Source organism: Frankia sp. RB5 (genome assembly GCF_059816245.1).
Genome location: NZ_JCBATA010000011.1, coordinates 1 through 14,437 on the forward strand (window position 1 = coordinate 1; position 14,437 = coordinate 14,437).

The 14,437-nt window shown below is 71.8% G+C and carries 15 protein-coding genes and 1 rRNA gene; 10 read left to right on the plus strand and 6 right to left on the minus strand.

Translation table 11 applies throughout. The features are described 5' to 3' along the window. The first annotated feature begins 5 nt into the window (after positions 1–5). The 5 genes from rrf (at position 6) to AC6EXY_RS07620 (ending at position 3,351) form a co-directional block, all read left to right on the plus strand. Positions 6–122, plus strand: a 5S ribosomal RNA gene (rrf, locus tag AC6EXY_RS07600). A gap of 306 nt (positions 123–428) precedes the next feature. After that, positions 429–647: a Dyp-type peroxidase domain-containing protein gene (locus AC6EXY_RS07605; RefSeq protein WP_207770392.1), complete on the plus strand. Its 219-nt coding sequence runs from the start codon at positions 429–431 to the stop codon at positions 645–647. A gap of 132 nt (positions 648–779) precedes the next feature. Then, positions 780–935, plus strand: coding sequence for a hypothetical protein (locus tag AC6EXY_RS07610; protein WP_207770393.1), 156 nt, complete (start codon positions 780–782; stop codon positions 933–935). Positions 936–1,252: 317 nt separating this feature from the next. Continuing rightward, on the plus strand, positions 1,253–2,428 hold the full coding sequence (locus tag AC6EXY_RS07615) for a hypothetical protein (protein WP_101832927.1): 1,176 nt from the start codon (positions 1,253–1,255) through the stop codon (positions 2,426–2,428). A gap of 125 nt (positions 2,429–2,553) precedes the next feature. Continuing rightward, positions 2,554–3,351, plus strand: coding sequence for an SAM-dependent methyltransferase (locus tag AC6EXY_RS07620; RefSeq protein WP_499817121.1), 798 nt, complete (start codon positions 2,554–2,556; stop codon positions 3,349–3,351). A 35-nt stretch (positions 3,352–3,386) separates the two neighbouring features. Here the strand turns inward: AC6EXY_RS07620 and AC6EXY_RS07625 are convergent, their stop codons facing one another. Further along, the gene (locus AC6EXY_RS07625) at positions 3,387–4,256 is read right to left on the minus strand and encodes a Sco1979 family transcriptional regulator (RefSeq protein ID WP_101832929.1); all 870 of its coding nucleotides are present in this window, start codon (positions 4,254–4,256) and stop codon (positions 3,387–3,389) included. Between the two features lie 109 nt (positions 4,257–4,365). On the opposite strand from AC6EXY_RS07625, the gene AC6EXY_RS07630 reads away from it, so the two are divergent. Then, positions 4,366–5,112, plus strand: coding sequence for an ABC transporter ATP-binding protein (locus AC6EXY_RS07630; RefSeq protein ID WP_499817120.1), 747 nt, complete (start codon positions 4,366–4,368; stop codon positions 5,110–5,112). Positions 5,113–5,148: 36 nt separating this feature from the next. On the opposite strand, the gene AC6EXY_RS07635 is transcribed toward AC6EXY_RS07630, so the two are convergent. Continuing rightward, positions 5,149–6,336 (minus strand): RNA-guided endonuclease InsQ/TnpB family protein, encoded by a 1,188-nt coding sequence (locus AC6EXY_RS07635; RefSeq protein WP_499817119.1) that lies wholly within the window; start codon positions 6,334–6,336, stop codon positions 5,149–5,151. Positions 6,337–6,431: 95 nt separating this feature from the next. Here AC6EXY_RS07635 and AC6EXY_RS07640 point away from each other — a divergent pair, with 95 nt between their 5' ends. Beyond that, positions 6,432–7,307, plus strand: a complete 876-nt coding sequence (locus AC6EXY_RS07640; RefSeq protein ID WP_243408038.1) for an ABC transporter permease — start codon at positions 6,432–6,434, stop codon at positions 7,305–7,307. Positions 7,308–7,387: 80 nt separating this feature from the next. Beyond that, on the plus strand, positions 7,388–8,146 hold the full coding sequence (locus AC6EXY_RS07645; protein ID WP_499817118.1) for a hypothetical protein: 759 nt from the start codon (positions 7,388–7,390) through the stop codon (positions 8,144–8,146). A 121-nt stretch (positions 8,147–8,267) separates the two neighbouring features. Here AC6EXY_RS07645 and AC6EXY_RS07650 read toward each other — a convergent pair whose 3' ends face one another. The 3 genes from AC6EXY_RS07650 to AC6EXY_RS07660 form a co-directional block, all read right to left on the minus strand. After that, entirely contained in the window at positions 8,268–9,008 is a 741-nt protein-coding gene (locus AC6EXY_RS07650; RefSeq protein WP_499817117.1) for a YcnI family copper-binding membrane protein, read from the minus strand. Positions 9,009–9,100: 92 nt separating this feature from the next. Next, on the minus strand, positions 9,101–9,700 hold the full coding sequence (locus AC6EXY_RS07655; protein WP_101835160.1) for a hypothetical protein: 600 nt from the start codon (positions 9,698–9,700) through the stop codon (positions 9,101–9,103). A gap of 89 nt (positions 9,701–9,789) precedes the next feature. Next, positions 9,790–10,548 (minus strand): YcnI family copper-binding membrane protein, encoded by a 759-nt coding sequence (locus tag AC6EXY_RS07660; protein ID WP_101835121.1) that lies wholly within the window; start codon positions 10,546–10,548, stop codon positions 9,790–9,792. Between the two features lie 302 nt (positions 10,549–10,850). On the opposite strand from AC6EXY_RS07660, the gene AC6EXY_RS07665 reads away from it, so the two are divergent. Further along, on the plus strand, positions 10,851–11,504 hold the full coding sequence (locus tag AC6EXY_RS07665) for a TetR/AcrR family transcriptional regulator (protein WP_101835123.1): 654 nt from the start codon (positions 10,851–10,853) through the stop codon (positions 11,502–11,504). A gap of 198 nt (positions 11,505–11,702) precedes the next feature. After that, positions 11,703–13,802 (plus strand): squalene--hopene cyclase, encoded by a 2,100-nt coding sequence (gene shc / locus AC6EXY_RS07670; RefSeq protein WP_243408040.1) that lies wholly within the window; start codon positions 11,703–11,705, stop codon positions 13,800–13,802. Positions 13,803–14,008: 206 nt separating this feature from the next. Here the strand turns inward: shc and AC6EXY_RS07675 are convergent, their stop codons facing one another. Further along, positions 14,009–14,287 carry a TetR-type transcription factor C-terminal domain-containing protein gene (locus tag AC6EXY_RS07675; RefSeq protein ID WP_243408041.1) on the minus strand — a complete coding sequence of 93 codons (279 nt, stop codon included), beginning with the start codon at positions 14,285–14,287 and terminating at the stop codon, positions 14,009–14,011. Positions 14,288–14,437 lie beyond the last annotated feature (150 nt).

A 14,437-nucleotide genomic window follows, 5' to 3' on the forward strand; every position in this document is an offset into this window, starting at 1 on the left:
GATGTTTCGGTGGTTTTGGCGAAGGGGAAACGCCCGGTCTCATTCCGAACCCGGAAGCTAAGCTCTTCAGCGCCGATGGTACTGCATGGGGGACCGTGTGGGAGAGTAGGACGCCGCCGGACTTACATATGTGGGGCCGTTTCGACTGTGGTCGGGACGGCCCCACATGTTTTTCCAGGGACGTTCCCGCCCCGGTCCGCAGCCCGCCACCGACGGTGGTGCTATCGCGGTGTGGCGCGTCCACCTCCGCAGCGTCGTCGAGGTCAGCCACACCGTCATCATCTCGTCGCAGATGAACCGCGGCGTTCGGCACCCTGCGGAACTCCGGGCCGAATGCCGTCACCGTCGTCGGCGTCGGCAGCCCGACCGCGGCGTCGTCGATGGCGTGGGCGCAGGAGGTGGCCAGCGGCGCGCCAGGGCGGCGAACCGTGGCGGTTCCACGGGGTGTGCACCAGGCGGGCGTCGACACGGCGCCGCAGGCGCATGCGACGTTCGCCGCGCTTGATCTTCATGACGACACCGACCACGACGGTCTGCGGCGAATGATGCGGATCCTGAGCGGCGATGCCGCCCGGCTCATGCGGGGCGAGGCGGCCCTCGCCGACTCCGATCCGAGCCCGAACTCGCGCGCTCGCCGTCGCGGTTGACGGTGACCTTCGGGTTCGACCCCGCCCTGGTCGCCCGTGCTGCCAGGGCGGGAGACCCGACCCGGACACCGCCGTGGCTGCGGCAGCTTCCGGCCTTCTCCATCGACCGGCTCGAACCCGTGTGGACCGGCGGTGATCGGTCGCACGCTGGGAAACGGGGCGCCGCTGACCGGCCTGGCCGAGCTGGACCTGCTCAACGAGTGGGTCACCCCGATCGGCTCGGCGGTCTTCGCCATCCCGCCCGGCTGCGCGGCCGGCGGATTCGTCGGCGAGACCCTGCTCGGCTGACGGCTCGGGTCCGACCCGCACGGCGCCGGACTGGCGGTGCGTCGGTGTTCTCGCTGGTCGGGGGCCTGTTTGCGAACCAGTCGGGCGGTTCGTCTGATCAATCCGTCATCTCTGGCGGGCTGGACGGGGCGGCGGAGGTGTCCTGTGCCCGGTGGGCGGGTTGCCGGAGAAATGGCACCTCATGCCAGCCTGTCCTCGGTGGTGTGGAATCCTGACGGCTGGGGGCGGAGACGGCTTGCCGTGTCAGGAGCATCGCAGGTCCGATGTTCTCACCGCCGGTATTCATATGTTGCACAGTGTTGAGGAGATCTGGGCTGGTGGGAGTTTCGAGGTTTCGCCGCCGCTGGGTGGCGGGATGCGCCGCGGTGCTGGCCTTCGGCCTGACCGCGTGTTCCGACTCGACGACCGGGTCCGACGGGGCGAGCCCGTCGACCACGCAGGCCGCCGCCGCGTCGCGATACACGACGCCGCTGAAGGGGATCTGTCCGTCCACGGTCGTCATTCAGTCGAACTGGTGGCCCGGGCTTCCGGATGGATATCTGTATCAGCTTCTCGGCCCGAACCCGTCGATCAATGTGGGCAAGAACTGGGTCGAGGGCCCGCTGGGTGATACCGGTGTGCGGCTGCAGGTGCGCGCCGGCGGGCCGGCGACGGGTTTTCAGCCGGTGACCTCGCTGCTGGCGCAGGACGACGACATCCTGGCCGGCTATGTGGGTACGGACGAGGCCGTGCAGGCATCCGGGAAGCAGGCGACCGTCGCCGTCTTCGCGCCGTACGAGAAGTCACCGCTGGCGCTCATCTGGGGTAATCCGGCGTGGAACTTCAGCAGGGTCGCCGAGGTCCGCGACTCGGGCGCGACGGTGCTGGCCAGCGCGAGCGGGACGTCCTTTCCCGACGTCTTCGTCCGGGAGGGGCTGCTGACCGCGTCGCAGGTCGACACCTCCTATCAGGGGTCGCCGGACCGGTTCGTCGCCGCCGACGGCAAGATCGTGCAGCAGGCGTTCGTCACCAACGAGCCCTACCTGCTCCAGCATGACGTCAAGGCGTGGGGCAGGCCGGTGAAGCAGCTGCTCCTGCAGGACGAGTACCCCTCGTACATCTCCGCGCTGGCCGTGCGGCCGGACAAGGTGTCGAGCCAACGGGCCTGCCTGGCCAAGCTGGTGCCGCTGCTGCAGCACGCGCAGCGTGACTACGTCGCGAATCCGGCGCCGGTGAACCAGCTCCTGCTGAAGACCGTCAGCACATTGCACACCGGCGGGTTCACCCTGTCGCCGGGGCTGCTCGCGTACGGCAACGCCACCCAGAAGCGGCTCGGGCTGATCGCCGACGGCAAGGACGGCGTGCTGGGCAGCTTCGACACGGCCCGGGTCGGGTCGCTGATCGGCCGGCTGGCCCCGGTCTTCACGGCGAAGGGCAGCGCGCCGAAGGCGGGCCTGGCTCCCGCGGACCTGGTGACCAACGAGTTCCTCGACAAGACGGTGAGCCTGAAGTAGGGGCCGCGACGGCGACGGAAGAAGAAGCGATGTCCGGGGCGGGTCTGCCCGCCCCGGACGGTCCTTATGATGAACATCGGCATTCTTGTGGCCGCGCTGCGAAGGCTGCGAAGGGAACGTCACCCATGACCGACGGTTCGGCACCCGCTGTCGACATCACCGTGCCGCACTCGGCGCGGGTGTGGAACTACTGGCTGGGCGGGAAGGACCACTATCCGGTCGACCGCGAGTTCGGCGACCGGCTCTACGCGCTGCTCCCCGAGATCGTCCAGATCGCCCGGCAGGCACGGGCCTTCCTCGGCCGCGCGGTCACCCACCTGGCGGGTGAGGTGGGGATCCGCCAGTTCCTCGACATCGGTACCGGCCTGCCGACGGCCGACAACACCCATGAGGTGGCGCAGCGGGTCGCCCCCGACTCGCGGATCGTCTACGTCGACCACGATCCGCTGGTCCTGGTGCACGCGCGGGCCCTGCTGGTCGGCACGCCCGAGGGGACCACCACCTACGTCCACGCCGACGTCCGCGAGCCGCGGAAGATCCTCGAGGCGGCCCGCGAGACCCTCGACTTCACCCGCCCCATCGGGCTGATCATGCTGGGGATCATGGGAAACGTGGCCGACCTCGACGAGGCCTACGTGATCGTGCGTGAACTGCGTGACGCCCTTCCGTCCGGCAGCTATCTCGTGTTCAAGGACGGCACCTATGCCGTCATGGGCGAGGACCGCGCCGACAGCATCCACGATCTCCACGAGAACGAGAACTTCCCGTACCACATGCGCACGCCCGAGCAGGTGGCCCGTTTCCTCGACGGCTTCGACCTCGTCGAGCCGGGTCTGGTCTCGACGCCGTTGTGGCGGCCCGCCCCCTCGGCCGAACCGCCGGTGGCGATCGACGACCTGTGCGGCGTCGGCCGAAAGGCCTGAGGACGGACGTTCGCCGTCCGGTGGGAGGACGGCGCTCAGGCGGCGTGGTGTGCGGCGATCTTCTCGATGACCTTCACCGTGTCGTCCGGCGCCGTGCTCCTGAGCGCCAGGTTGTCCATGGCCAGCATGTAGCGGGTGACATCCTCCTGCCTGTCGAGGTAGATGGCGCCCGTGAGGTGCTCCAGGTAGACGACGTCGGCCACGTCCGGATCACCGAACCGCAGAATGGTGAACGCGCCCCCCTCGGCGGGGTGCGGGCCGACGCTGAGCGGAACCACCTGGATGGTGAGATTCGGGTTCGCGTTCAGGGCGAGCAGATGCTCGAGCTGACGTCGCATGACGGCCGGACCGGCGACCGAGCGCCACAGCGCCGCCTCGTCGATGATCGCCCAGGCCCGGGGTGCGTCGGGCCGGTCGAACATGGTCTGCCGACTCATCCGTGCCCGGACCCGGCGTTCGACGATGTCGGTACCGTGCGTCTGGCGGCCTACCGCCATGACGGCGCGCGCGTAATCCTCGGTCTGGAGGAGACCGGGAATGAACTGAAGCTCGTAGGTCCGGATCAGGACCGCCGCTTCCTCCAGGCCCAGGTATGGCTGAAACCACCCCGGCATCACATCGGTGAAACCCTGCCACCAACCGGGCTCGTTTGCCTGGCGGGTGAGTTCGAGTAGCGGTGAGCGGTCCTTCTCGTCGATGACTCCATACAGCGTCAGCAGGTCGGCCACATCACGTTCCTTGAAACTGACCCGACCCAGTTCCAGTCGACTGATCTTCGACTCGGATGCCCGAATGCTGTAGCCCGCGTCCGCCCGGCTAAGACCCTTCGCCTCCCGGAGCCGCCGCAGCTGGGTGCCCAGTACAACGCGGCGCACGATCGGCCCGCTAGCCCGTTGCAGTGTCATTCCCCTGCCTTCACCTCATTCGGGCTTGTTCCCCTCAGCGTACCGGATGGTGATAGAAAAGGCGGGCATGCCGCCGACGGCCCGGCCCCGCGGCAAGAAGGGAGAGACGGTGCCCACTGTGCCGGGGATCGCATTGGCGTTCGACGAGGTGGGAAAGACCTTCCCGGGCGGTGTCGATGCGTTACGGGGAGTGTCGCTGGCCGTTGCCGACGGCGAGTTCGTCACGGTGGTCGGCCCGTCGGGCTCCGGAAAGTCCACACTGTTGCGGATCGCGTCGGGGCTGGCCAGGCCCTCCAGCGGGACGGTTACCGTCGGGCCCGAGGCCCCCGGCTACGTTTTTCAGGACCCCACGCTCCTGCCATGGCGCACCGTTACGGGCAATGTCGGTCTGCTCGCCCAACTCGACGGCGTGCCGAAGAAACGGCGGCGCGAACTCGTGGCCGAGGCCATCTCCCTTACCGGGCTCGAGGGATTCGAGCGCCATCGGCCCGCCGCGCTGTCCGGCGGCATGCGGATGCGGGTCTCGCTCGCCCGGGCGCTCACGGTGCGGCCGTCGCTGTTCCTCTTCGACGAGCCGTTCGGCGCGGTCGACGAGATCACCCGGCAGCGGCTCGGTGAGCAGGTGCAGCGGCTGCACGCCCGTGAGCGGTTCGCGGGCCTGTTCGTCACCCACTCGGTCGTCGAGGCGGTCTGGCTCGCCAGCCGCGTCGTCGTCCTCTCGGCCCGACCGGGGCGAGTGATCGCGCAGATCGATGTCCCGTTCGCCTACCCGCGGCCCGCTGACCTGCGCTTCGACGCCGCCTTCGGGGACGTCGCCCGAACCGTCTCGGCGGCGCTGCGGGAGTCGTTCGCTTGACGTCCTCCCCCGTGTGAACGCGGGGGATTCCAACTTCTACACACCCACCGGAGGAGGTGCGCAGTGTTGAGGTTCGCGGTTCACGGGCACCGGCAACCCGGTGCCTCCCCGCGCGGCCGCGGCCCGTCCGGCCGCGATGGTGCGTGCTGCGTTGACGTCGGCGTTGGCCGTGTGCCCACAGGCGGCGCACCGGAAGACCGCTTGGCTCTCGCGGTTTCCAGGCGCCGTGTGCCCGCAGACCGAGCAACGCCGACTCGTGAAGACGGCCGGGATCTTCTCGACCCGGCCGGGTGCCTTGTGTTCCAGACGTCGGACGAGGAGTCCCCAACCGTTCGCGAGGATGCCCCGGTTCAGCCCGGCTTTCTGCCGGACGTTGCGGCCTGGCGCCTCGACGGTGCCCCGGGCGGACCGGGTCATGCCCCGAACGTTCAGATCCTCGACGCGGATCAGATCGAACCGTCGAGCGAGATCGGTGGACGTTTTCTCCGCCCAGTCTTTCCGCCGGTCGGCCTCGTGGGCCTTCACCCGCGCGATCTGGGCTTTCACCTGGGCCCGCCGGTTACTGCCCCGCTTCGCCCGTGCGAGCCGGCGTTGCAGCACGCGCAGCCGAGCGGCCTCGGCGGGCCGCAGGCCCGGGCATCGCAGCAGCTCACCCGTGCTGAGTGCGGCCGACACTGCCACGCCCCGGTCCACCCCGACGACGTCGCCCGTGCCCGGCGCGGGGATCGGTTCGGGTGCGGCGGCGAACGCCACATGCCAGCGGCCCGCCCGACCACGGGTCACCCGGTAGGACTTCGCAGCCGGGACCGCACGGGAGCGACGGAACTTCACCCAGCCGACCTTCGGCACCCAGCACCGGGACCATCGCCGGTTCAGCTTCTCGACCTTCGCCATCTTCCCGACGATCTGGAAACCCTCGGACTGGCCGCGTTTCCGGAACCCGGGACGCCGGTGCGAACCGCCGAAGAAGTTCCGCAAAGCCTGCTCGAAGTCCCGCAACGCCTGCTGCTGGACGGTCTGCGACCCGGCAGCCAGCCACGGGTTCTCCGCCCGCGCTTCGGTCAACTGCCGACAACGCTCCAGATGATTCGGAGCTTTACCCCGATACGGCGTCCACCACGCCTGCTGCTCGACCGCAAGATTCCAAACAAAACGCGCATGCCCGCAGTGCTCTTCGAGTCCGGCGACCTGTTCGGGCCCCGGATCGAGCCGGTAACGGGACATACCGTCATGCTACCGAAAGGACCCGCAATGCGTTCCAGCGTGGGACGCCGTTTCCTCCCCGGCCGGAAGGCCGGGGTATCCACGGCGAGATCCCGATGACCGAGACCGCGCTGACGCCGCTCACCGACCCAGCGACCGACGGCCCCCGCGGCCGTCCTGGCGCCGGCGGCCATCCCGGCCGCCTGCGCCGCACGGCCCGCGTGACCGGGCCGCCGCTGGCCGTGCTGGGCGCCGTCGTCGGCGTCTGGTACGCCGTGACCTACCTCGGGCTCGCCCCCCGTCGCCGGTTCCTGCTGCCGCCGCCGCACGAGGTCGTCACCGACGGGTTCGGGGACTGGACCACCTTCCACGAGACCCTGCGGGCGCTGGGCGCGACGGCGAAGGTCGCGCTCGTGGGGCTCGCCATCGCCGCCGCCCTCGGGATGATCTTCGCCGTGCTGATGAGTCAGGCTGCCTGGGTCGAGCGGTCGTTCTACCCGTGGGCGGTGGTGCTCCAGACGATCCCGATCCTCGCGATCGTGCCGCTGATCGGGTTCTGGCTGGGGTACGGCTTCTGGTCCCGCACCGTCGTGTGCGTTCTGGTCGCCCTGTTCCCCATCATCATCAACACCCTGTTCGGGCTCCAGTCGACCGACGCCGGTCAGCACGATCTGTTCACGCTGCGCCAGGCCGGCCGCTGGGCACGGCTCGTCCACCTCGAGATCCCCGCCGCCCTGCCCGCGATGTTCACGGGGCTGCGCACCTCCGCCGGGCTGTCGGTCATCGGCGCGATCGTCGGCGACTTCTTCTTCCGGCAGGGGCAGCAGGGCCTCGGCAGCCTCATCGACGACTACACCCAGCGCCTGCAGTCCGCCCCGCTGTTCGCCGCGATCATCGTGTCGTCGCTGTTCGGCCTGGCGCTGTTCTGGCTGTTCGGCCTGGCCGCCCGCCTGGCCGTCGGCGCCTGGTACACACCGCGCCGCCGATCGTGAGCCCGTAACGGGGGCCCTGCCAGCGCCGAGCCTCGGTCGGATGGCCGGAGCGGGCCTCGGCGGCGTGGGACGCTGCCGGCGTGACGAGCTGGTGGGACCGCGACATCGTCGAACCGGGCAAGGAGGCGCTGCTGCTGTGCCTGCTGGCGTTCATGGTGACATTCCTGTCGACGCGCACGATCGTCCGGCTCATCCGGGCGGGGCGCGGGCCGTTCCGCAACGTGTCGGCCGGCGGGATGCACATCCATCACGTCGTGCCGGGCACGATCCTGCTGATCACCGGGGGGCTGCTGGCGATCGGGGCGCCGCCGCACGCCCCGTGGCGGGACATCGCCGGCGTGGTGGTCGGCGTGGGAGCGGCCCTCGTGCTCGACGAGTTCGCGCTCATCCTGCATCTGCGGGACGTCTACTGGCAGCAGGCCGGCCGGGCCTCGGTGACGGCGGTGCTGCTGACCGCCGGCGTGATGGGGTGTGTGCTGCTCGGCTTCTCGCCGCTGGGCGTGAACGACGTCCACCAGCAGGAATGGGCGGTGCGGATGGTCATCGTGGTGTGGGTCGTCCTGGGGCTGGCGGTGGTGGCCGTCGCGCTGCTCAAGGGCAAGTACGGGATGGCGCTGCTGGGAGTCTTCGTCCTCCCGCTCGCGATCGTCGGCAGCATCCGGCTCGCCCGGCCGAACTCGCCCTGGGACCACTGGTTCTACCGCCGTGACCTGGCCAAGGCCACCCGGGCGGCGCAGCGCGAGGAGAAGATGCCGCCCCGGGTGGTCCGGCTGCGGACGAAGGTCGAGAACCTCCTCGCCGGCGCCCCCACTCCCACGCCGGACGAGCGGCGACGGTGACCCTGGCCGCGGCGGCCGCGCGACCGCGCCGGCCCGGTGCGCAGGTGCATCGGGCCGGCGCGGCGGGCGTCACGGTGGACAGACAGGGACTCATCATCTGATCACCGCGCCGTCGACCGGCTTACGGCTGGGCGCGCCGCCGCCGGGTGGCGAGCAGCGCCGCCCCGCCGACGACCAGCCCGAGTGCGCCCAGGACCAGCCCACCGATCCCCAGACCGCGCGCCGCGCCGTCGGAGTGGTCCGCGTCCGCCGTGCCGGCCGCCCGCGCCGTCACCCCGGGCGAAGCGGCGGCCGCCGTGGCCTGCCCGCCGGAGCCGGCGGTCGCCGACGTCAGCGTGATGGCCGGAGCCGGGTGCTCCGGCTCGGGCCCGCCGGCGGTGGCGACGTCCACCCAGCGGACGACCGAGCCGTCGGAGTAGGTCTGCAGTGCCTTGAACGCCAGGTGGTCGACCTTCTCGGGCAGCGGGCCGGCGGAGATCGTGAACGTGTCGAACTCGCCCGGCCGGATGCCGCCGCCGTTCGGCGCGGTCCAGGTGATGCGGGTGACGACCTCGCGGACCTCGCCGTCGTCGGTGCGCAGCGGCGTCGCCGGGGCGGCCCTGGCGACCTGGTAGGTCCAGCCGGCCTTGGGCTGGACGGAGACGGAGGCCAGCGGAGCGTCGGTGGGGAGCTGGACGTCCAGGCCGGTGGTGGAGGCGCCGTCCTTCTCGGTGGGGACCTTGAAGGTCAGGGTGGTGTAGCTGCCCGGGGCGGCCGTCGACGGCTGCACGCTGACATGGGCGCAGGCGGGGCCGGCGAGCAGGGCGGTCACGGCCGCGGCGGCACCGGCGAGAACGCCGGCACGCCAAACAGAACGGTGCATGAGGTACGAACCTTTCGAACATCCCACGGCGCGGTGGGACCACAGGAGGGTGCCATGCCTTGGCGTGCGCCGGGGTCGTTCGTCCGGACAGGTCAGCCCGTCGCGGCCCCGGCCGTCCAGGCGAGGGGCGGGCCGCGCCGGCGGGCATCGCGCCCGAGGGGACGGGTGTGCGGCCGGGGTGCGGGTCCGTGGGCGTCGACCGCCAGGTCCGCGGCCGCGGGCGGGCCGACGTCGATGCCGGCCGGGTGCAGGAGCAGCCGCGCGATGGTCCGCGGCCGCAGGCCGGCGGCGTACCAGAGGATCCGCTCGCCACGGCGAAGCAGGAGTGCCACCGCCGCGACCGCGACCGCGTGTGCCGCCGCCATCCGCGGGTCGATGCTCGGCCCCCCGGACATCGCATGGTGGTGCGGGTGCGCGAGGACGAAGGCGAGATGGAGTGCGATCTGCGTGCCGCCGAGGGCGGCGACCATCGCGCCGACGCCGCGTTCACGCTCCGTCAGACCGAAGGCGATCCTGGCCAGCAGGGCGAACGCGGCGAGTGTCATCCACCCCGCCGGGCGCTCGCCGCCACCGGCGACATGGGCTGCCCAGGCCAGGCTCACCGAGGAGGCGGCGAAGCCGACGGCCCGGCCCGGTCGGGCCGTCCCCCTGCCCGCCGCGCACCCGGACGCCGCCACCGGCACGCTCGCCATGTCTCCGATTCCCTGGTCGCCGTCGTTCGTCGTTCGTCGTTCGTCGTTCCGGCCATGATGACAGGTTCCACGTCATCGGACTGGAGGCGTCACCGTTTCGCGGTCGACCGCGGTCGACTGGGAGCGATCGGCTCCGCGCGGCGCTGGCGGGAGGTCGCCATCGCGACGACGCCGATGACCAGCGCGGCGATGCCCGTCCCGAGCCCGGCCAGGGAGATCGCGCGGGCCAGCCCGTCGGAGGGGCCCGTTCTCGACGAGGCCGACGCGTGCGACGTCGCGGCGCCTGGCCCGGCGTGCGCGTCGCCCGTGGCCGGCGACAGGGCGAGCACCGGGGCGGGCAGCGCCGGCTCGGGCTGGTCGGGAGTGGCGATGTCCGTCCAGCGGGTGACGGTGCCGTCGGAGTAGGTCTGCACGGCCCCGAACGCGAGGTGATCGACCCCCTCGGGTAGCGGGCCGGCGGCGATGGTGAAGGCGTCGGACTCGCCGGGTCGGATGCCGGCGCCGTCGTGCGCGGTCCAGACGACGCGGGTGACGACGTCGCGGACCTCGCCGTCGTCCGTCGGCAGCGGCCTGGCCAGCGGCACCCTGGTGATCTGGTAGGTCCAGCCGGCCTTGGGCTGGACCGACACCGAGGCGACGGGGACGTCGGTGGGCAGCCGCAGCTCCAGGCCAGTGGTGGACGCGGCCTCCTTCTCGGTGGGGACCGTGAAGGACAGGCTGGCGTGGCCGCCCGCGGTGGCGGTCGACGGCTGGACCGTGACGTGGGCGGCGGCCGGGCCGGCGAACAGACACGTCGCGGTCGCGACCACACCGGCGAGAACGCCGGCACGCCGAGCGGAGTGGGACATGAGGTCCTTTCGGAGATCCCACGAGCGGTGGGGTCAGACGGGTCAGGGCCGTCCCGCGACAGGCCGTCGGACGCGGGCGGAAAGGTCCTCGCGTGCAAGCGGAAAGCCTGCCACGCGGCCCCGATTCCGGGTGGTGTCGCGGGCACCATCGCGTTAGCCCGACCCGGCGTCGTCCCGGCGGTTGACTCGCCCGCACTGTCGGTGATCTGTCAGCCGGTGCCAAATGCCTGTTGACGGCGTATGCTCATCGTAGATCTGAGGGAAATGTCGGAGTTGCGGCGGGTGAATCGGCTGGGGGGCTGATGTCGGGCGGGGACGCGGAGGGGCTGCGGGAGCGCAAGAAACGGCGCACCCGGCAGGCGATCGTCGAGGTGGCGCACGAGCTGTTCCATGAGAAGGGCTTCGAGGCGACGACCGTCGAGGAGATAGCCGCGGGTGCGGAGGTGTCGGAGCGCACGCTGTTCCGCTACTTCACGAGCAAGGAGTCGATCGCGATCGCGCCGCTGGAGGAGGTCGGCGCCCTGACGGTGGCCGCCCTGCGGCGCCGCCCGGCCGACGAGCCGCCGCTGACGGCGCTGCGCAACGCGGCTCTCGGCGCCTGGGAGCTCATGTCGCCGGATGGGAACTCGCTGCGTCACTACGCCGATCACCTGCTCCCGCTCGGGGGCACGTCGGCGCTGGCGGGCGCGGTGCTCAGCCAGCTCGTGGCGATCGGCGACCGGCTGGCCGTCGAACTGCTGGACGCCCCGTCCGCCGACGCCGACGCCGGGCCCAGGGGCGCAAGCTCGGTGCGGCCGGTAGCCGTGGGCGAGCTCGACGCCCAGCTGGCGGTCGTCGCGTTCCTCGCCGCGATCCAGGTCGCCATCCGGGCCTGGTGCAGCTCGGCCAGCACCGACCTCGGTGATCTGGTGGCGACGGTCGAGTTCTGTCTCGACCGCATCAGCCTGAATCCCTGATCAACCTCCGGCACTCGCCTTCCGCCCGTGCCGTCGGCACGACCCTTCGTGCCGCCAGACCCACCCGGATGGCGCGTTCCGCGCGTCACATCCGGCAGACCGCTCCACCCAAGGCAGCTCCACCCAAGGCAGCGCCACAAGGCAGACCGCTCCACGCGGGGCAGACCGCTCCCGCGCACGACAGACAGGGACAGACTCATGGCACTCTCCGGGATGGCCGACGTCGAGGGTCGGCCCGAGTCCGCGGGGGCGGGCACGGACGTCACTCCCGACCGTGCCGACCACGCGGCCGCCGTCGACCGTGATCCCGCGTCCGGGCCCACCCGGACGCTGCGCCGCGCCGCCACGCACCTGCTGGCCCGGCAGGCGGAGGCGGGCTGGTGGAAGTTCGATCTGGAGAGCAACACCACCATGGACGCCGAGGACCTGCTCCTGCGGGAGTACCTCGGCATCCGCACGGCGGAGCTCACCGAGGCGTCGGCCCGGTTTATCCGGTCCCGCCAGCTCGCGGACGGATCGTGGCCGCAGTACCACGGCGGCGACGGCGACCTGTCGGTGACGGTTGAGTCCTACATCGGGCTTCGGCTCGCGGGGGACGACCCGGCGGACGAGCACATGAGCCGCGCCGCCGCCTGGGTGCGCGAACGCGGCGGGATCCCGGCGACGCGGGTGTTCACCCGGATCTGGCTCGCCCTGTTCGGCTGGTGGCGCTGGGAGGACCTGCCCGTGCTGCCGCCGGAGCTCATGCTGCTGCCGCGCCGGGTGCCGCTGAACATCTACTCGTTCAGCTCCTGGGCCCGCCAGACCGTCGTCGCGCTGACCGTCGTGTCGACGTTCCGCCCGGTGCGGCCGGCTCCGTTCGCCCTCGACGAGCTCCACCCCGCGGTGGCGGAGCGGTCCGAGCCGGCCGCCGCGCGGCGGCGGACCCGGAGCTGGAGCCGCCCCAGGGCGTTCGGGTGGCGGGAGGCGTTCGTCGCGGCCGACGCGATGCTGCACCGCTACCACGCGCGGCCGTTCTGGCCGTTGCGGCGGCACGCGATCCGGGTCGCCGAGCAGTGGATCATCGCCCGGCAGGAGGCCGACGGCTGTTTCGGCGGGATCCAGCCGCCCGCCGTCTACTCCATCATCGCGCTGCGCCTGCTCGGCTACGACCTTGACCATCCGGTCATCAGCGCGACCCTGCGGGCGCTGGAGGACTACTCCGTCGAGCTCCCGGATGGCGCGCGGATGGTCGAGGCGTCCCAGTCGCCGGTCTGGGACACGGCGCTGGCGGTGAACGCGCTCGTCGAGGCCGGTCCCGCCGCGGGCATCGAACCCGACGATCCGGCGCTGGTGCACGCCGTCGACTGGCTGCTCGGGCAGGAGATCCGCCACCGCCGTGGTGACTGGGCCGTCAACCACCCGGACCTGCCGGCCGGCGGCTGGGCGTTCGAGTTCGAGAACGACACCTACCCCGACACCGACGACACGGCCGAGGTGCTGCTCGCGCTGCGCCACGTCCGCCACCCCGCGGCGCGTGACGTGGCCGCGGCGACGGCGCGCGGCGTGACCTGGCTGTTCGGCCTGCAGTCCAGCGACGGCGGCTGGGGCGCCTACGACTCCGACAACACCGGCACCATCCACTACATGATCCCGTTCGCCGACTTCGGCGCGCTGACCGACCCGCCGTCGGCGGACGTGACGGCCCACGTCGTCGAACTGCTCGCCGAGGTCGGGCTCGCCGACGACCCCCGCACGCGGCGCGGCGTCGACTGGCTGCTGCGCGCCCAGGAGTCCGACGGCTCGTGGTTCGGCCGGTGGGGTGTCAACTACGTGTACGGCACCGCGGCGGTCCTGCCGGCGCTGCGGGCCGCCGAGCTGCCGGCCACGCATCCGGCCATCCGCTCGGGCGTCGACTGGCTGCTGGACCACCAGAACGCCGACGGCGGCTGGGGCGAGGACCTGCGCTCCTACGACGATCCGGCGCGGTGGGCGGGCCGGGGCGAGTCCACCGCCTCGCAGACGGCCTGGGCAATGCTGGGCCTGCTAGCCGGTGAGCAGCGGCCCGCGGTCGCGCGGGCGCTCGAGCGTGCGGCGCGGTGGCTCGCCCAGCACCAGCGTCCCGACGGGACCTGGGACGAGGACCAGTTCACCGGCACCGGCTTCCCCGGCGACTTCTACCTCAACTACCAGGGCTACCGCCTGCTCTGGCCCGTGCAGGCGCTCGGCCGTTACGTCCGCGAGCTTTCCGCGAGCTCGCCGGCGCGCTCCGCGGCCGTGGCGGCCATCCCCGGCCCGCGCGCCGTCGACCGCTCCTAGCCAGGTCGCGTCTCGGGTTGTGAGCGCAGTCGCTGGGCGCCGCCGCGCTCGCCGTCGAGTTCGTCAACACGGGCCCCGACGCCCAGGAGGGCCTGCGCGCCTTCCGCGAGAAGCAACCGCCCACCTTCCCCTGACCAGGGCTCAGGGCTGGGCGGCGACGAGGCGCAGGGCGAAGTCGCCGTACTGCCAGACCACCTCGTCCTCGGTCAGACCACCTCGTCCTCGGTCGGCTCGCCGTCCTCGCGGTACCAGGCGGCGACGCCCATCCCGAGGTCGAGCACGGCGTAGGAGGCCAGCCGGGCGGAGGCGACGCCGAACCGCCCCGCGCGCACGCCCGCCTCGATGATGTCGCGGAAGCCGCGCTCGTAGCGGGCCCGCAGGCCCAGCACCTGGTCGCGGTGCGGCTGGACGAGGCTGCGCAGCTCCCGGCTGCCGACGCTGCTGTCGCACAACTGCTGGCAGTTCCCCGTGCTCGCCTTCGCCACCGCCCGGCTCGGCGTCGTGCTCGTCGAAATATCGCCTCCGCGACCGGCTGTCCTGACCTCCGACGTGTCGTCCGTGTCGACGGCAAGACGGCGACGCTCATCGCCGGCTCCGCGCTCGCGACCGGTCCGACAGGCATCCCCGGTCGATCG